The sequence below is a fragment of the Arcobacter cryaerophilus gv. crypticus genome, assembly GCF_002993025.1.
Lineage (GTDB): Bacteria > Campylobacterota > Campylobacteria > Campylobacterales > Arcobacteraceae > Aliarcobacter > Aliarcobacter cryaerophilus_B.
On the sequence record NZ_NXGI01000017.1, the window covers coordinates 80,195 to 100,476 of the forward strand.

Genomic DNA, 20,282 nt, shown 5'->3' on the forward strand with positions numbered 1-20,282 from the left:
AAAAAATGGAAAATATTATAGGTTCTATGACCGCTTTAATTACACCATTTAAAAATGGAAAACTTGATTTAGAAAAATATGAAACTCTTATAAAAAGACAAATTGCAAATGGTGTAGATGCTGTTTCTCCTGTAGGAACAACAGGAGAAAGTGCTACACTTTCGCATAAAGAACACAAAGAGTGTATAGAAGTAGCAGTTGCTACTTGTAAAAATACAAGAGTGAAAGTTCTTGCAGGTGCTGGTTCAAATGCAACTAGTGAAGCATGTGATATTGCAAAATTTGCTCAAGAAATTGGTGCAAATGGAATTTTATCAATAGCGCCATACTATAATAAGCCAACGCAAGAAGGACTATATCAGCACTATAAAACAATAGCACAATCAGTTGAAATTCCTTTTATGCTATACAATGTTCCTGGACGTACTGGTGTTGATTTGTTACCAGAAACTGCTATTAGACTTTTTGATGATGTAAAAAATATTTATGGTATAAAAGAGGCAACAGGTTCTTTAGAAAGAGCAACTGCAATAATATCTCAAAGAGAAGATTTTGTAGTTGTTTCAGGGGATGATAGTGTTGATTTTGCGATGCTAGCAAGTGGTGCAAAAGGTATTATATCTGTGACTTCAAATTTAGTTCCAGATTTGAAATCAAAACTTGTAAACTCAGTTAGGAGTGGAGATTTTAAAACAGCTTTAAAAATTCATAATGATTTATTTGAATTAAACAAAGTGTTATTTTGTGAAAGTAACCCTATTCCTATAAAAGCAGCTATGTATTTAAGTGGTTTATTAGATAGCTTAGAGTTTAGATTGCCATTAACAAAACCAAGTAATGAAACTTTAGAAAAATTAGAAAAAATCTTAAAAAAATATGAGGTAGTAAAATAATGAATTGCAATATGAAAGGTAAAACTTTAGTAATTTCAGGGGGTACAAAAGGTATCGGCAAAGAGTGTGTATATAAATTTGCAAGCAATGGCATAAATGTAGCATTTACATATAATTCTAACCAACAATTTGCTTTTGATATTTGTAAAGATATTGAAGAAAAATATAGTGTAAAATGCAAAGCATACCCTTTTAATATTTTAGAACCTGAAAAATATAAAGAACTTTTTGAAGAAATAGATAAAGATTTTGATAGAGTTGATTTTTTCATCTCAAATGCTATGATTTACGGACGTGCTGTTGTTGGTGGATATGGTAAATTTATGAAATTAAAACCAAGAGGATTAAACAATATCTATACAGCAACTGTAAATGCTTTTGTATGTGGTTCTCAACAAGCTGCAAAAAGAATGCAAAAAGTTGGTGGAGGAGCTATTGTTTCACTTTCATCTACTGGAAATTTAGTATATATTGAAAACTATGCAGGTCATGGAACAAATAAAGCTGCTGTTGAAACAATGGTTAAATATGCTGCAAATGAACTTGGTGAAATGGGAATTAGAGTAAATGCAGTTTCAGGTGGTCCTATTGATACAGATGCTTTAAAAGCATTTACAAACTATGAAGAGGTAAAAGCAAAAACAGCTGAATACTCTCCATTAAATAGAATTGGTCAACCAGAAGATTTAGCACAATCTTGTTATTTCTTATGCACTTCTGATGCTTCTTGGATTACAGGGCACACATTAATCGTTGATGGTGGGACAACTTTTAGATAATGTCAAAGAATCTAAATCTTCCAAATATTTTAGCTCTATTTAGAATAGCATTAGCTCCGCTAATGCTATGGTTTTTTATTGATAGAGACAATTCATTATTCTCATCTTGGCATCCATCTTGGTTTGATTATTTTGCAGGACTTATATTTGTAATTGCTTCGGTTACTGATTTTTTTGATGGTTTTATTGCAAGAGCTTGGAATCAAATGACAAAATTGGGTGGAATTTTAGACCCACTTGCTGATAAAATGCTAGTTCTTGCAGGATTTTTAGGACTTATGGTTCTTGATAGAGCAAGTGTTTGGGCAGTATTTTTGATACTTTCTAGAGAATTTTTTATTACAGGTTTAAGAGTTGTTGCTGTATCTGAAGGTAAAGATGTAGCTAGTACAATGGCTGGAAAAATTAAAACTGTAGTTCAGATGATTGCAATTGGATTTTTAATTATGAATTGGCCATATGCAACTACTCTTTTATGGTTTGCAGTAGCTTTAACTATATACTCTGGTTTAGAATATACTAGAGATTACTTCAAAGCTTAAGGATTTTTTTGGGTACTATTACTTTTTTACTGGTTTTATCTTTTTTAGTATTTTTTCATGAACTAGGACACTTTCTAGCGGCAAGATTTTTTGGTGTAAAGGTTGAAAAGTTTTCAATTGGATTTGGAAAAGCAATTTATAGCAAATATTGGGCAGGAACTACTTGGCAATTCGCTATGATACCACTTGGTGGATATGTACAAATGAAAGGTCAAAATGACTCAAATCCTACTTTAGTAGAAAGTGGCGATGACTCATACAATACAAAAAAACCTTGGCAAAGAATTATCATACTATTTGCAGGACCTTTTGCAAATTTTATTTTAGCTGCTATTTTATATTTTGGTATTGCTCTTATGGGTGCTAAAACTTTAGCTCCTGTTATTGGAAATATTAGTTCTAACTCAGTTGCAGCAGTTGCTGGTTTACAAACTAATGATGAGATTATAAGAATAAACGACAAAGATATAAAATCTTGGGATGAAATAGGTAAAGTTATCACAAGCTCGCAAGGCTCTTTACAGTTTTATATAAAAAGAGACAATCAACTAATAGTTAAAACTATGAATCCTCAAATTTCTGATAGCCAAAATATGTTTAATGAACCTATTAAAAAAAGAATGATAGGAATAGCACCAAAAGGTGAAGTAGTAACTTTAGAATTAGGATTTTTCGACTCTTTAACTTATGCTTACGAAAAAACTATTTTTGCTTCAACTATGATTTTTCAAGGTGTTCAAAAACTAATTTCTGGAGTAATTCCAAGCAGTGAGATTGGTGGAGTTATTACTATTGGAAAAGTTATAAGCGATGCTAGTGAAAGCTCTTTAATAGCACTTTTAACAATTACGGCTTTAATATCTGTAAATTTAGGGGTTTTAAATCTTCTTCCAATTCCAGCACTTGATGGTGGACATATTATGTTTAATCTATACGAAATGATTATGAGAAAAAAACCTAGTGATCATGTTTTTATGTTTCTTACAATAATGGGATGGTTAATTTTAGGAAGCTTAATGCTACTTGGAATTTACAACGATATTAATAGAATATTTTTAAGTAACTAATACAAATACTTACAACTAACTATAAAGCCCTATTTTTAGGGCTTTATATTATTAAAAAAGATATAATTGTCAATAAAACTATATATTTGTTTTAAAAGGATTGATTTATGTTAAAAAAAATGTTAAAAATTCAAGTTATTGTATTATTATTAATAGGTGTTAATATTCAAGCAAATTCTTTAGTCAATTGTGATGAGTTAATTGGCTGTGAAAAGAAAATTTGTAAACTTGAAAAAGAGTTAGAATCAGCAAAAAAAATGAATATTATTTCTAAAGTAGATGGTTTAGAAACTGCATTAGATAAAGTTCGTAAATACTGCACTAATGATAAATTAATCAAAGATTTAAAAGATAAAATTAATGATAAAAAAGAAGACCTAGCCGAACATTTAGAAGATTATGAAAAAGCAGTAAAAGATAATAAAACAGATAAAATAAAAAAATATGAAACTAAAATAGCCGAAGATAAGACAGAAATAAAAGAGCTACAAGAAGAATTAAATACTTTTTAACTCTTTTTCTTACTTTGTGTATTTTTGCATAATTTCACTAAAAAATATACATATTAATAAAGTAGTATAAATTTAGTATTTTGTATAATTACTTACATTTAATTCGATGTTAGATACTATTTTAAAACATACAATATTATCCCTACTTTTTATATAAAATATTCAATTTAGTAGTGATGATTTTATAAACAAATAGTCCAATAGATAGGACTTAATTAATATTTTAAACAACTAAAAGGCATTTTATGGAAAAAACTATTGCAACAAAAAATCTTGACAACTTAATTACAAAAGTTGAAGCAGCAAGACTTAGAGTTAGTGAGCATCATATAGTAAAAATTATTGGTATTTCAAAATACTCAACTATTGAAGATATTAAAACACTTTATAACGTTGGTCAGCGAGCTTTTGGAGAAAATAAAGTTCAAGATTTAAGAGATAAATCTCAAGCTTTAGATAAACTTCCAATAGAATGGCACTTTGTTGGTACTTTACAAAAAAATAAAATAAATAATCTAATAGAGTTAAACCCTACTTTGGTTCACTCTTTGGGCTCTTTGGAACTTGCAATTGAACTAAACAAAAAATTAGTTGAAAAAAATAAAAAAATGTCTTGTCTTCTTCAAATAAACTCAAGTTATGAAGATAGCAAAAGTGGAGTTGATCCAAAAGATGCAGTAGAAACATATAAAAACATTATTAATATTTGTCCAAATATTATTTTAAAAGGTGTTATGACTATTGGAGCAAATAGTGAAGATGAAAAAATAATAAAAGATAGTTTTATGATTACAAAGGAAATTTTCGATTCACTAAAACCTTTTGGTGCAAGATACTGTTCTATGGGGATGAGTGGAGACTTTGAAATTGCAATTGAATGTGGCTCAAACTTAATAAGAGTTGGCTCAACTTTATTTAAAAACTCTTAAAACATCTATTTTATAGTAACTTTTAAGTTTTACTTAAGATATATTTAAAAGTTATTTATCTATAATTTCAAATCTTATAAAAAAGGTTTCTAAATGCTTATGAATCTTACCTCTAAACAACGTTTTTTCTTAAATATGCTTCTAAGCCAAATTGGTTTTGCCGCTATTAGTACTGTTGCGATTTTAAGTGATCACAAAATATCTGCTATTATTGCTGTAAATATTGTATTTGCTATTATAGTTGGGTACATAAACTATAACTCAATGCAAAGGGTTGTAGGTGGTATTAATAGAATAAAAGAGTATATAGAAAATCTTATGGATTATATGTTTTTCAAAACAAATAATATTAGAAAAGCTGAATATATGAAAAATGATGATATTGGAGATATTCTTAAAGAACTAAATGAATATTTTGATAAATATGACAGAATGAGAAAAGATGATATGCATGTTTTGGGAGAATTAGTAATAGCTCTTGATAAAGTAGCTCAAGGTATCTACTCTACACAAATAAATTCAAGTACTTCAAACTTTATGGTACACACTTTAAAAGAAGTTGTAAATAAAATGCTAGTTCGTGCAAATACAAATATTGAAGATTTGGTTGAGATTATAGGACTTTATTCTGAACATGATTATAGAAAACAAGTAAATATAAATCCTGTTTTAAAGGGCAAAATGAAACTTGCTATGGAACAGATTAATCAGCTTGGTTCTGAATTAAACAACAATGCAAAACACAATCTAGAAAATGGTACATTATTAGAGAAAAACTCTTTAACTATGAACAGAAGTGTTGAAAATTTAGCAAACAAAGCAAATGCACAAGCTGCAAGTCTTGAAGAGACAGCGGCTGCTCTTGAAGAGATTACAGGTATAACAAAAAATAATACTCAAAATGCTCATAAGATGTCTAATTTAAGTAAAGATGTAAAAGATAGTGTAGTTTTAGGTGAAAATCTAGCAAATAAAACTGCTTTTTCTATGGATGAAATAAATGCAAAAGTAGAAGCTATAAATGAAGCTATTGAAGTAATCGACCAAATAGCATTCCAAACAAATATTCTTTCACTTAATGCTGCTGTTGAAGCTGCAACTGCAGGTGAGGCTGGAAAAGGTTTTGCCGTTGTTGCACAAGAAGTGAGAAATCTAGCAAATAGAAGTGCAGAAGCTGCAAAAGAGATAAAAGATTTAGTACAAAATGCAACAAGCAAAACAAATGATGGTAAAAAAATATCAGATGAAATGAAAATTGGATATAGCAATTTAAATAAATTAATCTCTGAAACTATAGATATTATTCAAGATGTAAGTATTGCTTCTAGTGAGCAACTAAAAGGAATAGAGCAAATAAATGATGCTGTATCTATTTTGGATAGAGTAACTCAAGAAAATGCCGCTGAAGCTAGCAATGTTGCACTAATTGCAAATGAGACTTTAGATATGGCAAAAATTTTAGTAGAAGATGCAAAAACAAAAAAAGTAAGTTAAACTAAGGAGTAAATATGTCAAAAGAGATAATACTTAATGATTACACTTTTTTAGTAAGTGAAACAGATGAAAAAGGTACCATAATGTTTGCAAATGATGATTTTTGTAAAATTGCTGGTTATGATATAGATGAGTTAATAGGCAAACCACATAATATAATACGACATAAAGATATGCCAAAAGTTGCTTTCAAAGATTTATGGGAAACTATTAAAAAAGGCAATATTTGGACAGGATATGTAAAAAATAGCGCAAAAAATGGAGATTTTTATTGGGTTTATGCAACTGTATTTCCAACAGTTACTAGTGAAAATACAAAAGGTTTTTTATCTTGCAGAAGAAAAGCTAATGCACTTGAGATAGAAACTCACGAGAAACTATATAAGGAACTTTTAGAAAAAGAGATATAAACTCTCTTTTACTTTAACTTATCAAAAAGATTATACTCACTCCAATAAATATCCAAAGCCTCTTTTAATTCAGTATCGCTTAATCTTGTTTTTTTCTTTAAACCAAATCTTTTTATAATCGATTCAGACATCAAGCTCTTCTCTTTTGTAGGATTTTTTAAAAAATCAAACATAGCTTCTTTAACATCTTCTTCACTACTAAACTCGAGTAAATATCTATAGAAATATTTATCTATACTAACAGGAATTCTATTATGACAAGTAACACAATTTCTTTCATATATATTTTTAGGGTTTGAAAAAGCAAAAACAGAAATTAAACATAGAAAAATTACTAATCTTGCCATTTTATTTTTATCCTTGTTCCTACATCAATTTTTGAAATAACATCAATTTTAAAATCATACTCTTTTGCTATAAGAGATACAATATTAAGCCCTATTCCAAAGCCACCTACACTTTTGTCAAATCTTTTATATCTTGTAAAAAGATTTGATAAGTTATCTTTACTCATACCTTTTCCACTATCTTCAATTATCAAAATTTTATCTTTTAAATTAACTTTAATAAAGCCTTGAAACTTATTATATTTTATTGCATTTGAAAGAATATTATCTATTAGTTTTGATAGTTTTTTTATATCACAAACTATAAAAATATCATCTTTTATATCTAAAATAAACTCAACTTTTTTACTACTAGCAATTGATTTAAAAAAATCAACTCTTTGATTTAAAACTTGAGAAAAATTCAACTTTTCATTATTTGAAATTATCTGATTATTCAAAGAGACAAAAGTTAAATCTTCATATATGTTTGAAATTGTTTTTGCTCCTATTTCTATTCTGTTTATCTTTTTTGCTAATTTTTCATCAATATTATTTTTATTTATCATCTGTATATTTGATAAAATTGCAGCAATTGGAGTATTTAATTCATGCGTTGTATCTTTGATAAATCTATCAAGCATTTGGATAGAATCTCTCATTGGTTTTAAAAATAGTTTTGCAATAAAATATCCAACAAAAAGAAGTAAAATAAATGAAAATAAAAACCAAAAAAGCATTTTATATTTAATATTTGTAAACCAAATATTATCATCTTCAATCTCAACTATTACATATTTACTACCTAAATAGTAAGATTCTGGCTCTTTTATTAAATGAATATATCCATCTTTTAAATATATAACTTCATCAAGTTTTACATCACTCATAAGTAAAGTTGAAAAAATCTTCTTTTTTGAGCTATCAAAAATAGCAGAATTAAATCTTTCATCTCTTGGATAGATATCTGATTTATCAATATTAATATGCAACTCTTTTAGATTTGCAATTTGAGCATTTGAGTAGTTTTGCAGAGTTTGTCTTTTATCTTGAAGCATTAAGTCTTTTTTAAATTGATAATATAAAAAAGTAATAACACCCAAAATAACCAAAACTAATATTGAGTAAATTAAACTAAACCCAATAATAGTTCTAGTTTCACTCTTGGATAAATCTATACCCGAGCTTTTTAAAACTAACAATTTTATCTTTTCCCAAAATTTTTCTAAGGTTTTTTATATAAGTTCTCAAAGAGTTATCACTATAATCTTCATCATAATCCCAAACAAAATCATAAATTCTATCGTGTGAAAGTAGCTCATTTGGATTTTGAAGAAAAAATTTCAAAAGCTTTAACTCTTTTAAATTTAATTTTATCTCTTCATTATTTGATTTTAGTTCATTTGAGATTGTATTAAATGTAACATTAGGAGAGATTTCAACTACCTCATTTTTGTTTGAAAACTCTTTTTTTATTAAAGTTTGGACTCTTAATAATAACTCTTTTATCTCGAAAGGTTTTCTAATATAATCATCACAACCACTAAGAAATCCCTCTTCTAATGAACTCATTGAGTTCAAAGATGTTATAAATATAGCTGGTGTTGTTTTTCCTGTAGCTCTAGCCTCTTTTAAGACTTCAAATCCACTTTTCTTTGGAACATTTACATCTAAAAGAAGTAAATCAAAGTTTTGTTCATATATTTTTGACAAAGCTTCATCTCCATCATGAACACAAACTACATCAAAACCCTCTTCTTCAAAATATTCGCAAACTGTTTCGCTTAAGTTATAATCATCTTCTAGCAGTAAAATTTTACTCTTCATCTTCAATTATCTTTCTTTCAGGTGTTTCAACTAATCTTTTTTCATATTGAGCTTTTTCATGAGTATTCATCTTCCCCAATCTTATTTCTAGCTCTTTTTGAAAATCTGCCATATCTTTCTCATCAACAAACCCTATAATTTCTATTAGCTCTTGATTACTCATTTGGCTAAAATTCTCTTTTGAAAAACCAAAAGTCATTAAAATAAAAAAACACAAAATTAACTTCCGCATAAATCCAACTCTTTTTATTTTTACTTTACTCAAGAACTGTAGAATAATTGTTTATTGTAGCTAAAAATTGATATAATGGCTCTATGAATAATAAAATATCTTTAAAATCTATATATAAACTTCTATTAAAAAATAAAAAAGCTCTTATTTTTGGACAAATTATTACAGTAATAGGAATTTTAATAAGTGTTCCTATTCCCCTTTTACTTCCACTTTTAGTTGATGAAGTTTTACTAAACAAACCAGACTTTTTTGTAAACAATATAAATGAGTTTTTCGGTAGTGGAACTGCTTTTTATTATGTTGCTATTGTTACAGTTGTTGTAATTACTTTAAGAGCTTTTCACTTTATTTTTGGAGTAATAAACACAAAAATATTTACAAAAATATCAAAAATAGTAATCTTTGATATTAGAGTAAAACTCTTAAATCATCTAAAAAAAGTAAATATGAATGAGTATGAAAGCTTAGGAAGTGGTAAAATATCTGCAAATTTAATAACAGATGTAAATACTCTTGATAGTTTTATTGTAAATGTTTCAAGTAAACTTATAACTTCTTCTTTGACTCTTTTAGCTGTTGGTTTTGTAATTATAAATATAGATTTTATGTTGGGATTAATGATACTTTTAACACAACCAACAATTGCAATAATATCAAGAAAAATTGCTAAAAAAACAGGTGAGCTTAAAAAAGAAGAAAATGCTACTATTGAAGCTTTTCAAAATAATATAAATGAAACTTTAGATCTATTTTCTCAAATAAAAGCTAGCAATAAAGAAGATAGCTTTTTTAATACATCTATACAAAAAGCTGAAAATATAAAAATAGCTTCAAATGAATTTAACTACAAAAGTGTAGCCTATGAAAAGTTTTCATATACAATTTTTCTTTTTGCTTTTGAAATATTTAGAGCAACTGGTCTTTTATTAGTAGCTTATAGTGATTTATCAATCGGACTTATGTTTGCTATGTTTGGATATATTTGGTTTATAATGTCTCCTGTTCAAGAAATTTTATCTATTCAATACTCTCTTGCTAATGCAAAAGCAGCTATTGGAAGAATTAACAAAGTTTTAGAACTAAAAACTGAAAGTGATGGTAATAAAGAGTTAAAAGATAAAAAAATAGATATAACTCTTAAAAATCTTACTTTTTCTTATACAGAAGATAAAACAACACTAAAAAATATTAGTTTTTCTATAAAAAGTGGTGAAAAAGTTGCAATAATTGGAGCTAGTGGAAGTGGAAAAACTACTATTTCACAGCTTATAGCTGGATTTTATGCAAAAAATAGTGGTGATATTTTGTACAACGATATAAGTATTGATAATATTTCAAAAAAAAGCTTAAGAGAGCATGTATTTTTAGTACTTCAAATGCCTATTTTGTTTAATAATACTTTACGATTTAACCTTACAATGGGTGAAGACATAAGTAATGAAAAGATAAAAGAAGCTTTAAATATAGCTCAATTAAACTCTATGCTTGAAAATTTACCAGATGGTTTAGATACTGTTGTTGGAAAAATGGGAATAAGATTAAGTGGAGGTCAAAGACAAAGATTATCGATTGCTAGAATGATTTTAGCAAATCCTAGCGTAGTTATTTTTGATGAATCAACTTCAGCTTTAGATGTACAAACAGAGACAAAACTTTTTGAAAATCTTGAAAATATTTTAAAAGATAAAACAGTAATTACAATCGCCCACAGATTAAGCACTGTAAAAAATGCTTCAAAGATTTTTGTACTTGAAGATGGAGAACTAGTGCAAAGTGGAACACATATGGAGCTTGAAGGTGAAATAGGACATTACAAAGAGTTTGTAAAACATCAACTAATAAATTAGATTTTAGACACAAAACTTTTTCTCTCACAAAGTGTTGTTAGATTATTTTTAAACTATAATTAATTTTATTTGTTAAATATATTTTACTAACTTCTTTTTTTATCTTGATACATTTTTTTATCAGCGACGCTCAAAAGTGTTTCAATATCTTCTCCATCATAAGGATAAATACTAACTCCAAAACTAAAAGAGACTTCTAAAATTGTTTTTTCGTTGTAGTATAGAGGTGATTTAGAAGCAATAGTTTTAAGTCTTGAGATAGCTTTATCTAAAAACTCTAGTGATTCAAGATTTTTAATCAAAACAACAAATTCATCTCCACCGAGTCTTGAAATAAAATCATCTTCTCTTACACCACTTCTTAAAATATCAGCAATATGTTTTAAAAACATATCCCCAGCATGATGACCTAAGGTATCATTGATAGCTTTAAATTTATTCAAATCAATAAAACAAATAGCAAAAATATCTTTTGTAATCTCACACTTACTAATCAACTCTTCAATATTTTTTTCCAAATTTGCTCTATTGGCTAAGCCTGTTAAACTATCATGATTTGAAGCATATTCAAGCTCTGATTCTATCTTTTTAAGATAAGTTATATCTTGACAAATTACTATCTTATCGCTATTTTGATTATTATCTAAAGGAATAATATCCGCATGAAAAAATATCTCTTCACTATTTTTATTTTTAGCTCTTAAAATATTGTCTATAAAGCTATTTTTAGATTTAATTTGTCTTGATAAAAAATAGTCTGAAAAATGTTTTCCTATGAAATTATTTTCACTTAAGCCAAAGAAATAAATACAAGCACTATTTACCTTTGTAATCATTCCTAGATTATTTATATGAAAACTAATTAGTTTTTTGTTTATTAAATTGTAGTAATTTTCACTAACTGATTTATCATAATGGTTTCTTAAATTATCTTCATTTATTTTTTTTATACTATCTAAATAGCTAATAGAATTATTTAGTTGTTTTGAAAACATTGCAATAAAATATTGATTATCCTCTATTTTACATAACTCCAAATTGATATCATAAAAAAGCTCATTTCTTGACATTAGTGGAATATACAAATAATTTTTTTCTTTAGTAATTATATTTTCAAGTTCCTCTTCAAGTCCAACAAATTCCCAAAAAAATTCTCTAACATCAAGATCTATATCTAATATACTACTACTATCTAAAAAACTTTGCATATTTTTTGTAAAATCTATAATCTTAAAATTTTCATCAAAAATAATATAAGAGATATTATATTTATTACAAACTATTGGTAATACTAACTCTGTTTTCATTTCTTTATACTTTTTACAATTTCTAAATTTAATAGGTCAAAAAGTTCTTTTACATAACTTGTGTTTTTTGCTGAAGTCTTAAAAATTCCTATAATCTCTTCATCAAAGCTATCTTTTAGAGCATCTAAATCAATATTATTTGAGTATAAATCTATTTTATTTAATGCTAAAACAATAGGTGCATCCTTACAAATAGTTTTACAAAGTTTAATATGCTCTTGTATTGAATCTATTGTAGTTTGCCTTGTCAAATCAGCAACAACTACAAAACCTTTTGAACCATTTAAATGATGATGAAAAATTGGTTTAAAATCTGTTTTACCTTCAATATCCCAAATCATCATAGTTGTTTCATATAAAATATCATCTATTTTTACTTCTAAAATCTTCTTAGAAATAGATACTCCTATACTACTTTTATACTCTTCACTAAAAGTATTATCTACATATCTTTTGATTAAACTTGTTTTACCTGCTCCAAAATCCCCAACTAAAACAATTTTATAACTAATCATAATAAAAATCCTCTCCTAATTTTTCCATGAAAAAATAACTTTTCTACCTTGCTCAGGATAATTTTCTTCATCAATATCTTTTGGTATTTCATTTATTCCAATATCTTCAAGCTTTTGTACTACATTACCTTTTAATTTAAGATATTTCATAACACTTAAAGCTCTCTCTTTTACTAAAATCTCATTTCTTTTATCACTTCCCGCATAATCCCTAAATCCAACAATCTGTAAAACTAAATCTTCATCTAATCTATGAAGTAAATTGATAATATTTATTAATTTATACTCTTGATTTTGAGCAATTTGTGAAGAGTTTAGTTCAAAATGTATTATCTCATCAATATTTGGTGGAATAACTTTTATATCAAAATCAATCTTATTTAAACCTTTTATCATTGAAAACTGATTTTGAACATAAATTCTTTCTTTTTTACTTATTACACTTCCATTAATAAACAAATTTGGATATTCAAACTCTATATTTATTCTATTGCCATCTTTTTGATTTAGTGCAACTTGTAAAAATTGTGCTTGATTGTATATATCTTTTGGATTATAAATATTTGAATCAATTTGAATATTATTTGTTATACTTTTTGCTTCAGTTAAATTTTTTAAAGTATCATAAGCAATATCTTTATAAAAAGAGTTTGGAACAACTCCATTTATAAAAACATCTCTATTTTTTACAGTCACATCAAGCCTATAAATAGTTAAATTTGTATTTTTAAATAGTAAGTCATCTGCTTTTTTTTCTAAACTATTATCAATAATATAGTTGTATATAAAAAAAGAAACTATTAAAAAAAAAGTCAAGGGAACAAGATATATAATTGGGTGAATTTTTTCATTTTTTTCTATATACTCTTCATAACTTAAAAGTGTTAATAATATATTATTTATCTTATCTAACGGTAAATTATCCAAATCTCCATCAAAACCTCTAATTTTTTTTCCATATTTTGAAACAATTTGAGCTAGTGCTTCTTCTATTTTTTTATAAGTCTCTTTTGTAATAGCTCCATCAACAATTGCTGCTAAATAACAACTAGAACTACTTTCAATAATAATCTTACTTCCACCATAATCAATAGTATTTAACTCTTTATTCTCTTCATTTTTATCAACCCAATCATTTATAAAACTTCTAATTGCTGTAAGCATAGAAGCAACCATTTCAGGCTCAGAAATAGTACTATTTTTATTTTCTAATGTTGTCAAAACAACACCACTATTTTTGTCTATTAAAAAAAGTGTTTTAATACAAGCCTTACTACTCTCTTTTAGTAAAAGTTCTGTTTCGCTTATTCCTTGTATTTTTGCTCTTAACTTTCTACTAATTGCACGAAAGGATAGTCTATTTCTTATTTGATTATTTATAGAATTAATCATATCTTCAAATGTTCTTGATACATATTTTGTGATCATACTTCCAATAATAGGATATAAACTATCTACAACATCATTTTTTGAGGATTTGATACTTTGTTTTATTGCTGTTGCTACAACAGGAGAAATTTTCTCTTTTATATGCTCGCTACTATTAGATTCAAACTCTAATTTATCAAGCTGTTTTTTTAATTCATCAAAATTTTCAAGCTCTTTTTTTAATAAAAGTTCTTTTATTTTTTGCAATTCTGTCATCTAAAATTACTCTCTTGGTTCTTCTATTAAATTTAACTGACTTTGAATATTATTTCCTTTTATTCTCAAAGCCGCTTCCATCATAATTTCAGCTGCATCATCTCTTGATAGCTTAATATTATTAATTTGTGCTAATTTATCTTCAATAAACTCAAAAACTTCTAGTTTTAAAAAGTTCAACTCTTCACTTAAAGATTTTTTGCTATCAGATTGATCTCTTGTAAGTTGCTCAATTTTAACACATATCTCTTCATTTAATAAATCAATATTTTGTTGATTCTTTTTTTCTTGCTTTAGGTTGCTATCTTTTATATCTGCAAACTCGTCTTGCTGAGTTGTTGTTAGGTTTTTAATTCTTTTTGATATTAATTCAACTTCATTTTCAAGCTTTTGATTAAACTCTTTTTGACTAAATTCAATTTTTGATTTTAAGTCATCAAAAGACCTTTTTATATCAACTTCAAGCTTTTCAAATCTTTTATTTAGCTCTCGTGATTGAGAACCAAATAAAATCTCTCTAATTTGATCAACATTTCCTAATTCACCAGTTTCATTTGGTATTTTATTATTCTCTTGCATTTTTTAACTCCTAAAATTATTAAAAATTTAAGCTATATTTGTATAAACAGCTTGTACATCGTCATCATCTTCTAATTTTTCTATAAGCTTTCCAATATCTTCTTGTTGTGATTCAGTAAACTCTTGTGGATTATTTGGAATTCTTTTTAACTCTGCTTTCATAAGTTCAATTCCAAGCTCTTCAAATTTTTGGTTCATATTTCCAAAATCAGTATAATTTGCATAAGCCAAACACAAACCATCTTCTTCTTCAATTTCTTCAAGTCCTGCATCAATTAGTTCCATTTCTAAATCTTCAATCTCATAATTAGCTGGTTTTGCAAATTCAAAAATAGCCTTTCTATCAAAGAAAAACTCTAAAGAACCAGTTGGTACTACTTGCCCTTGTGTTTTATTAAAATACATCTTGATATTTGCAACTGTTCTTGTATTGTTATCTGTTGCAGTTTCAACAAAAATTAAAACTCCATGAGGTCCTTTTCCTTCAAAATTTACTTCTGAAAAGTTTGCAGCATCTTTTCCAGATGCTCTTTTAATAGCTGCATCTATATTTGCCTTTGGCATATTTTCAGCTTTTGCATTTAAAATAGCCGTTCTTAGTGCTGAATTTGTGTCAGGATCTGGAACTCCTGCTTTTGCTGCAACTTCAATAGCTCTTGCTAACTTTGGAAATATTCTTGACATATTTCCCCATCTTTTCATCTTTGCTGCTTTTCTATACTCAAAAGCTCTTCCCATAAAAAACTCCATAAATTAATATTTTTTAGGAAATATTGTACCTAAATGTTGATTAATTAAATAGTTAAAGTTTTCTCTTTATAAACTTTTGCTACAATATTGCTTTCATTTTAAAAAGGATACTTTTGAAAAAAATATTATTTACATTATTATTATCGGTTTTTTGCTTTGCTGATGAAGGAAATTTTCCTGAAGATTTAGAAAATGAGTTTAAACCAACTTCTAGTGTAGTTTTTGACCCACTAAGTGGATACAACAGAGTTATCACATCTTTTAATGATAGTTTTTACATTTATGTTCTAACTCCAACAGCAAAAGGCTATGCCTATGTTGTACCAGAACTTGCTAGAACTGGTATAAGTAATTTTTTCACAAATCTATATTTTCCAATTAGATTTGTAAATAATCTTTTGCAGTTTAAATTTGAAAATGCGGGAAAAGAAGCAGGAAGATTTTTAGTAAATACTATTTGGGGTTTTGGTGGATTTATGGATCAAGCTACAAATACTTTGGGTATGAAGATTTATAGAGAAGATTTTGGACAAACTTTAGGATACTGGGGAGTTGGTCAAGGTTTTCATATAGTTTTACCAATTTTAGGACCCTCAAATCCTAGAGATATCATAGGACTTACAGGTGATTTATTATTATCACCAACTGATAGATTAGGTCACAATACATTGAATTATAAAATTCCAGAAAATATAGTACAAGAAATAGCAATTGACTCTTTGTATAAAATAAATTTATACTCTTTTAATCCAAATATGTATGAAATTATTAAAAAAGATGCTATTGATTTATATCCATATTTAAGAGATGCTTACAATCAAAAAAGAGAAAGAGAAATAAATGAGTAATATATTTAAAAATAGTTTATTAAAACTTTTAATAATTTTATTAACAATAACTTCAAGTAGTTATGCAGTTCAAAAAGATGATATAAAAGCTCATATGGAGAGTAAAATTGACAATGTACTGTTAGTTTTAAAAAATAAAAGTTTGTCAAAAGAGGAGATGAAAAAAGAAGTTATTACTATTGTAGGTGATACTTTTGATTTTGATCTTATGGCAAAAATAGCTCTTGGAAAAGATGCTTGGAATAACATAGATAAAGCAAAACAAAAAGAGTTTAGTGAAGTATTTGAAGATAAAATCAAAAAATCTTATAGTGATAAACTAGAACTTTATAATGATCAAAAAGTAAAAATTTTAACTCTTGAACCATATAACAATACAAGACTTCAGCTAAAAACTGAACTTGTAGGGAAAGAAGGAAATTATAATATAAACTACAATTTTTATGAAAAAAATGGTGAATGGTTTATATATGATATTGATTTACTAGGTGTTAGTATTATACAAACTTATAGACAACAATTTGCTGGACTTCTAAAAGAGAAATCTTTTGATGAAATGTTTAAACAGTTTAAAAATCAGTAGTTTATGTATAAAAAAATATATGATACTTTAATTTTTAAGTATCCTTTTTTATTTTTAATATTATCTTCACTTTTTGTGGGATACTTATCTTACAATGCAAAAGATATGCAAATAGATGCAAGTGCAGAAACACTACTTCTTGAAGATGATGAGGATTTAAAATTTTTTAGAGAGAGTTTTAAAAAATATGAAAACTCAAATTTTTTAATAGTTACTTTTAGTCCAAAAAAGAATCTTTTGGATGATGAAACTTTAGAGATTATAAAAAATATCTCTGATGATTTTACAAAAGTTGAAAATATTGAAAAAGTTGATTCAATTCTTACTGTACCACTTCTTCAATCACCAATCCGCCCTATTTCAGATTTAGTTGCAGGAGTTGATAGTTTAAGCTCAAAAGAGTTTGATAAATCTTTAGTTGAAAAAGAGTTTTTAAACTCTCCTTTGTACAAAAATGCTCTTGTGAGTGCTGATTTTAAAACAACTGCTTTGATTCTTCATCTAAAAAATGATGAAAAATATTTTGAATTTATTTCAAAAAGAGAGAATCTTTTAGAAAAACAAAATATTGAAGATTTAAATCAAGAACAAAAAGAAGAGTTAGAAAAAAATAACTTAGAATTTAAAGAGTATAGAGCTAATTCAAGAGTAAAAGATAGCAAAAATATTGAAGAGATTAGAAATATTATAAAAAACTATGAAGGTGATGCAAAAATATTTTTAGGCGGAGTTAGTATGATAGCTAACGATGCTGTGCATTTTGTAAAAAATGATTTATTGATTTATGGTGTTAGTCTTGTTTTTATTTTTATTTTTGTTTTATACTATATTTTTGGAAACTTTAGATGGGTTTTTATAGTTTTATTTATCTGTTTTATATCAATATTAAGTACTGCTGGAATTTTAGGAATATTCAATTGGGAAGTTACAGTAATATCTTCAAATTTTGTTGCATTACAACTAATAATCACAATGTCCATGGTTGTTCATTTAGTTGAAAGATACAAAGAACTATACTTTAAATACAAAAATGCAAGTCAATACAAACTAACAATAAATACAGTTTTATCAAAACTAATTCCATCTTTTTTTGCAATCATTACAACAGTAGTTGGGTTTTCATCTTTGGTTTTATCAAATATTGAACCTGTTATAAATCTAGGACTCATGATGAGTGTTGGGATTTTGGTATCTTTGGTTTTAACTTTTATATATTTTCCAATCTTTTTGATACTTATTGGAAAAAAAATAGAAGTAGAAAAAAAAGAAAAAAGAGTATCTTTTATACCAAAACTACCAAATATTATAATTAATCGTGGAAAAATTATAATTACTTTGGCAATTTTAACTATAGTTTTTTCTATTATCGGAAGTTCAAAAATTTTTGTTGAGAACTCTTTTATAAACTATTTTAAATCAAATACAGAGATTTATAAAGGTATGAAAGTAATTGATGAAAATCTAGGAGGTACAACTCCACTTGATGTTATTATAAAATTTAAAGATGATCAAAATATAGTAAAAATAGAAGAAAATAGTGATTTTGATAATTTTGAAAACGAGTTTATATTAAAAAATGATGATAAACAATATTGGTTTTCACAAGATAAAATGGAATTAATCACAAAAATACATGACTATCTTGATAATATTCCTGAAGTTGGAAAAGTTCAATCTTTAGCAACTTTACTTAAAATTGGAAAAACTTTAAATGAAAATAGAGATTTAGATGGAATAACTCTAGCACTTATTTACAATCAACTTCCAGAAGATTATAAAAAGCTTATTTTAAGCCCTTTTGTAAATGTTGAAGCTAACGAAGCTAGAATTAGTATGAGAATAATTGATTCAAATGATGAGTTAAGAAGAAATGAGCTTATTAAAAAAATAAATAGTGACTTAGAAGATATTATCACAAATAAAGAGACAACTTTCAGACTTACAAACCTTATGATTTTGTACAACAATATGCTTCAATCTTTGTTTGAATCTCAAATTTCAACTGCTGGAGCCTCTATTTTTGTTTTAGGAATTATGTTTTTAATACTATTTAGAAATATAAAAATGGTTTTAATAGCTTTGATTACAAATTTAATCCCTATTTCGCTTGTTTTTGGAATTATGGGTTGGCTTTTTATTCCACTAGATATTATGACTATTACAATTGCTGCTATTGCTTTAGGAATTGCTGTTGATGATACTATTCATTTTATGCATAGATTTGACTTGGAGTATAAACAAAGCCATGGAAACTATAAAGTAGCAATAACAAAAGCAATAAATACAGTTGGTCATCCTATGTATCATACAACTATTATTGTTGTTATTGGATTTTCAATCTTAATGCTTTCAAATCTAGTTCCAACTATATATTTTGGACTTCTAACAGCAGTTGTAATGATTAGTGTTTTAATAGCAAATCTTATTTTACTTCCAAGATTGATATTTATATTTAAACCATTTAAAACAAAAAATAAGGAGAGTAGTTTATGAATGTAGCAATTTATTGCGGTTCTGCTTTTGGAAATAGTAAAATATATGAAGAAAAAACTATAGAACTTGCAGAAAAATTATATGAAAACAATATAAATATTGTTTATGGTGGCTCAAACCAAGGATTAATGGGAGTTATTTCAAATAAATCTTTAAGCTTAGGAAATAAAGTAACAGGTGTAATTACTTTTGATTTAGTTGGAAAAGAGCTTGAAAATACAAATATTTCAAAAATCTATAAAGTAGATAGTATGAAAGAAAGAAAAGCAAAGATGGAAGAGCTAAGTGATGCTTTTATAGCTCTCCCTGGTGGTTATGGAACTTTTGAAGAGATTATTGATGTAATTGCATCTTCACAAATTGGTTATCATAAGAAACCTTGCGCTTTTGTAAACATAAATGGATACTATGATAAATTAATCGAGTTTTTCTACTCTTGTGCAAATAGTGGTTTTATGGATAGAAGATTTGTTGATATGTTGATTGTTAGTGATAATATTGATGAAATTATAGAAAAAATAAAAAATTATGAAGCTCCAAAAGCAAAATGGGACAAATAAGATAATATTGCTCTTATTTACTATTTATTAATTTTGTATTTATAAGAGGTTAATGATGAATTTATATAATTCTTTCGTAAGTTAATTAATTTTAACTTTTTCTCCTCCTATAAAAAAAAGGAAGCTCTTAACAGCTTCCTTT

General features: G+C 26.5%; 21 protein-coding genes and 1 pseudogene. 13 read left to right on the forward strand and 9 right to left on the reverse strand.

Annotated features, from left to right (window positions below):
* Window positions 1-5 precede the first annotated feature (5 nt).
* The 8 genes and pseudogenes from dapA (at window position 6) to CJ670_RS07850 (ending at window position 6,626) form a co-directional block, all read left to right on the forward strand.
* On the forward strand, window positions 6-893 hold the full coding sequence (gene dapA, locus CJ670_RS07815; RefSeq protein ID WP_105939547.1) for a 4-hydroxy-tetrahydrodipicolinate synthase: 888 nt from the start codon (window positions 6-8) through the stop codon (window positions 891-893).
* The gene (locus tag CJ670_RS07820) at window positions 893-1,672 is read left to right on the forward strand and encodes an enoyl-ACP reductase (RefSeq protein WP_105939548.1); all 780 of its coding nucleotides are present in this window, start codon (window positions 893-895) and stop codon (window positions 1,670-1,672) included. Before dapA ends, CJ670_RS07820 begins: the two co-directional genes overlap by 1 nt.
* A complete protein-coding gene (gene pgsA / locus CJ670_RS07825; RefSeq protein ID WP_105910763.1) occupies window positions 1,672-2,214 on the forward strand; it encodes a CDP-diacylglycerol--glycerol-3-phosphate 3-phosphatidyltransferase in 543 nt (180 codons plus the stop codon). Before CJ670_RS07820 ends, pgsA begins: the two co-directional genes overlap by 1 nt.
* An 8-nt stretch (window positions 2,215-2,222) precedes the next feature.
* Window positions 2,223-3,281, forward strand: a complete 1,059-nt coding sequence (gene rseP / locus CJ670_RS07830; RefSeq protein WP_105939549.1) for an RIP metalloprotease RseP — start codon at window positions 2,223-2,225, stop codon at window positions 3,279-3,281.
* Window positions 3,282-3,388: 107 nt separating this feature from the next.
* Complete coding sequence (locus CJ670_RS07835) at window positions 3,389-3,793, forward strand: DUF1090 domain-containing protein (protein WP_105939550.1); 405 nt, start codon at window positions 3,389-3,391, stop codon at window positions 3,791-3,793.
* 245 nt (window positions 3,794-4,038) lie between these two features.
* Complete coding sequence (locus CJ670_RS07840; protein ID WP_105939551.1) at window positions 4,039-4,722, forward strand: YggS family pyridoxal phosphate-dependent enzyme; 684 nt, start codon at window positions 4,039-4,041, stop codon at window positions 4,720-4,722.
* A gap of 738 nt (window positions 4,723-5,460) precedes the next feature.
* A pseudogene (locus CJ670_RS11095) lies at window positions 5,461-6,216 on the forward strand (methyl-accepting chemotaxis protein); the annotation flags it as partial.
* A gap of 14 nt (window positions 6,217-6,230) precedes the next feature.
* A complete protein-coding gene (locus CJ670_RS07850) occupies window positions 6,231-6,626 on the forward strand; it encodes a PAS domain-containing protein (RefSeq protein WP_105910768.1) in 396 nt (131 codons plus the stop codon).
* 8 nt (window positions 6,627-6,634) lie between these two features.
* Here the strand turns inward: CJ670_RS07850 and CJ670_RS07855 are convergent, their stop codons facing one another.
* Genes CJ670_RS07855 through CJ670_RS07870 form a run of 4 tightly spaced genes read right to left on the reverse strand, consistent with a single transcriptional unit; the run spans window position 6,635 to window position 9,011 of the window.
* Window positions 6,635-6,973, reverse strand: coding sequence for a hypothetical protein (locus CJ670_RS07855; protein WP_105910769.1), 339 nt, complete (start codon window positions 6,971-6,973; stop codon window positions 6,635-6,637).
* Complete coding sequence (locus CJ670_RS07860; RefSeq protein ID WP_105939553.1) at window positions 6,961-8,154, reverse strand: sensor histidine kinase; 1,194 nt, start codon at window positions 8,152-8,154, stop codon at window positions 6,961-6,963. The genes CJ670_RS07855 and CJ670_RS07860 overlap by 13 nt, the downstream gene beginning before the upstream one ends.
* Entirely contained in the window at window positions 8,111-8,779 is a 669-nt protein-coding gene (locus tag CJ670_RS07865) for a response regulator transcription factor (protein ID WP_105910771.1), read from the reverse strand. The genes CJ670_RS07860 and CJ670_RS07865 overlap by 44 nt, the downstream gene beginning before the upstream one ends.
* Entirely contained in the window at window positions 8,769-9,011 is a 243-nt protein-coding gene (locus CJ670_RS07870) for a DUF1104 domain-containing protein (RefSeq protein WP_105910772.1), read from the reverse strand. The genes CJ670_RS07865 and CJ670_RS07870 overlap by 11 nt, the downstream gene beginning before the upstream one ends.
* A gap of 83 nt (window positions 9,012-9,094) precedes the next feature.
* Here CJ670_RS07870 and CJ670_RS07875 point away from each other — a divergent pair, with 83 nt between their 5' ends.
* Window positions 9,095-10,861, forward strand: a complete 1,767-nt coding sequence (locus tag CJ670_RS07875) for an ABC transporter ATP-binding protein (protein ID WP_105939554.1) — start codon at window positions 9,095-9,097, stop codon at window positions 10,859-10,861.
* 86 nt (window positions 10,862-10,947) lie between these two features.
* Here CJ670_RS07875 and CJ670_RS07880 read toward each other — a convergent pair whose 3' ends face one another.
* Genes CJ670_RS07880 through CJ670_RS07900 form a run of 5 tightly spaced genes read right to left on the reverse strand, consistent with a single transcriptional unit; the run spans window position 10,948 to window position 15,644 of the window.
* On the reverse strand, window positions 10,948-12,168 hold the full coding sequence (locus CJ670_RS07880; protein ID WP_105939555.1) for a sensor domain-containing diguanylate cyclase: 1,221 nt from the start codon (window positions 12,166-12,168) through the stop codon (window positions 10,948-10,950).
* Entirely contained in the window at window positions 12,165-12,683 is a 519-nt protein-coding gene (locus tag CJ670_RS07885; RefSeq protein WP_105939556.1) for a Rab family GTPase, read from the reverse strand. Before CJ670_RS07885 ends, CJ670_RS07880 begins: the two co-directional genes overlap by 4 nt.
* A 15-nt stretch (window positions 12,684-12,698) precedes the next feature.
* Window positions 12,699-14,327 (reverse strand): OmpA family protein, encoded by a 1,629-nt coding sequence (locus CJ670_RS07890; RefSeq protein WP_105939557.1) that lies wholly within the window; start codon window positions 14,325-14,327, stop codon window positions 12,699-12,701.
* A gap of 6 nt (window positions 14,328-14,333) precedes the next feature.
* Window positions 14,334-14,906, reverse strand: a complete 573-nt coding sequence (locus CJ670_RS07895; protein ID WP_105939558.1) for a hypothetical protein — start codon at window positions 14,904-14,906, stop codon at window positions 14,334-14,336.
* Between the two features lie 27 nt (window positions 14,907-14,933).
* Window positions 14,934-15,644, reverse strand: coding sequence for a YebC/PmpR family DNA-binding transcriptional regulator (locus tag CJ670_RS07900; RefSeq protein ID WP_105939559.1), 711 nt, complete (start codon window positions 15,642-15,644; stop codon window positions 14,934-14,936).
* Window positions 15,645-15,769: 125 nt separating this feature from the next.
* Between CJ670_RS07900 and CJ670_RS07905 the strand changes: the two genes are divergently transcribed.
* Genes CJ670_RS07905 through CJ670_RS07920 form a run of 4 tightly spaced genes read left to right on the forward strand, consistent with a single transcriptional unit; the run spans window position 15,770 to window position 20,140 of the window.
* A complete protein-coding gene (locus CJ670_RS07905) occupies window positions 15,770-16,504 on the forward strand; it encodes an MlaA family lipoprotein (RefSeq protein WP_105939560.1) in 735 nt (244 codons plus the stop codon).
* On the forward strand, window positions 16,497-17,087 hold the full coding sequence (locus tag CJ670_RS07910) for a Tgt2/MlaC family protein (RefSeq protein ID WP_105939561.1): 591 nt from the start codon (window positions 16,497-16,499) through the stop codon (window positions 17,085-17,087). Before CJ670_RS07905 ends, CJ670_RS07910 begins: the two co-directional genes overlap by 8 nt.
* Before the next feature lie 3 nt (window positions 17,088-17,090).
* Window positions 17,091-19,580 (forward strand): efflux RND transporter permease subunit, encoded by a 2,490-nt coding sequence (locus CJ670_RS07915; protein WP_105939562.1) that lies wholly within the window; start codon window positions 17,091-17,093, stop codon window positions 19,578-19,580.
* Window positions 19,577-20,140: an LOG family protein gene (locus tag CJ670_RS07920; protein WP_105939563.1), complete on the forward strand. Its 564-nt coding sequence runs from the start codon at window positions 19,577-19,579 to the stop codon at window positions 20,138-20,140. The genes CJ670_RS07915 and CJ670_RS07920 overlap by 4 nt, the downstream gene beginning before the upstream one ends.
* Window positions 20,141-20,282: the final 142 nt, after the last annotated feature.

What these genes read in the sequence shown, in the direction of transcription:
- dapA (WP_105939547.1), top strand. Translation starts at nt 6, where the DNA reads ATGGAAAATATTATAGGTTCTATGACCGCTTTAATTACACCATTTAAA.
- CJ670_RS07820 (WP_105939548.1), top strand. Translation starts at nt 893, where the DNA reads ATGAATTGCAATATGAAAGGTAAAACTTTAGTAATTTCAGGGGGTACA.
- pgsA (WP_105910763.1), top strand. Translation starts at nt 1,672, where the DNA reads ATGTCAAAGAATCTAAATCTTCCAAATATTTTAGCTCTATTTAGAATA.
- CJ670_RS07835 (WP_105939550.1), top strand. Translation starts at nt 3,389, where the DNA reads ATGTTAAAAAAAATGTTAAAAATTCAAGTTATTGTATTATTATTAATA.
- CJ670_RS07840 (WP_105939551.1), top strand. Translation starts at nt 4,039, where the DNA reads ATGGAAAAAACTATTGCAACAAAAAATCTTGACAACTTAATTACAAAA.
- CJ670_RS07850 (WP_105910768.1), top strand. Translation starts at nt 6,231, where the DNA reads ATGTCAAAAGAGATAATACTTAATGATTACACTTTTTTAGTAAGTGAA.
- CJ670_RS07855 (WP_105910769.1), bottom strand. Translation starts at nt 6,973, where the DNA reads ATGGCAAGATTAGTAATTTTTCTATGTTTAATTTCTGTTTTTGCTTTT.
- CJ670_RS07865 (WP_105910771.1), bottom strand. Translation starts at nt 8,779, where the DNA reads ATGAAGAGTAAAATTTTACTGCTAGAAGATGATTATAACTTAAGCGAA.
- CJ670_RS07870 (WP_105910772.1), bottom strand. Translation starts at nt 9,011, where the DNA reads ATGCGGAAGTTAATTTTGTGTTTTTTTATTTTAATGACTTTTGGTTTT.
- CJ670_RS07875 (WP_105939554.1), top strand. Translation starts at nt 9,095, where the DNA reads ATGAATAATAAAATATCTTTAAAATCTATATATAAACTTCTATTAAAA.
- CJ670_RS07880 (WP_105939555.1), bottom strand. Translation starts at nt 12,168, where the DNA reads ATGAAAACAGAGTTAGTATTACCAATAGTTTGTAATAAATATAATATC.
- CJ670_RS07885 (WP_105939556.1), bottom strand. Translation starts at nt 12,683, where the DNA reads ATGATTAGTTATAAAATTGTTTTAGTTGGGGATTTTGGAGCAGGTAAA.
- CJ670_RS07890 (WP_105939557.1), bottom strand. Translation starts at nt 14,327, where the DNA reads ATGACAGAATTGCAAAAAATAAAAGAACTTTTATTAAAAAAAGAGCTT.
- CJ670_RS07895 (WP_105939558.1), bottom strand. Translation starts at nt 14,906, where the DNA reads ATGCAAGAGAATAATAAAATACCAAATGAAACTGGTGAATTAGGAAAT.
- CJ670_RS07900 (WP_105939559.1), bottom strand. Translation starts at nt 15,644, where the DNA reads ATGGGAAGAGCTTTTGAGTATAGAAAAGCAGCAAAGATGAAAAGATGG.
- CJ670_RS07910 (WP_105939561.1), top strand. Translation starts at nt 16,497, where the DNA reads ATGAGTAATATATTTAAAAATAGTTTATTAAAACTTTTAATAATTTTA.
- CJ670_RS07915 (WP_105939562.1), top strand. Translation starts at nt 17,091, where the DNA reads ATGTATAAAAAAATATATGATACTTTAATTTTTAAGTATCCTTTTTTA.
- CJ670_RS07920 (WP_105939563.1), top strand. Translation starts at nt 19,577, where the DNA reads ATGAATGTAGCAATTTATTGCGGTTCTGCTTTTGGAAATAGTAAAATA.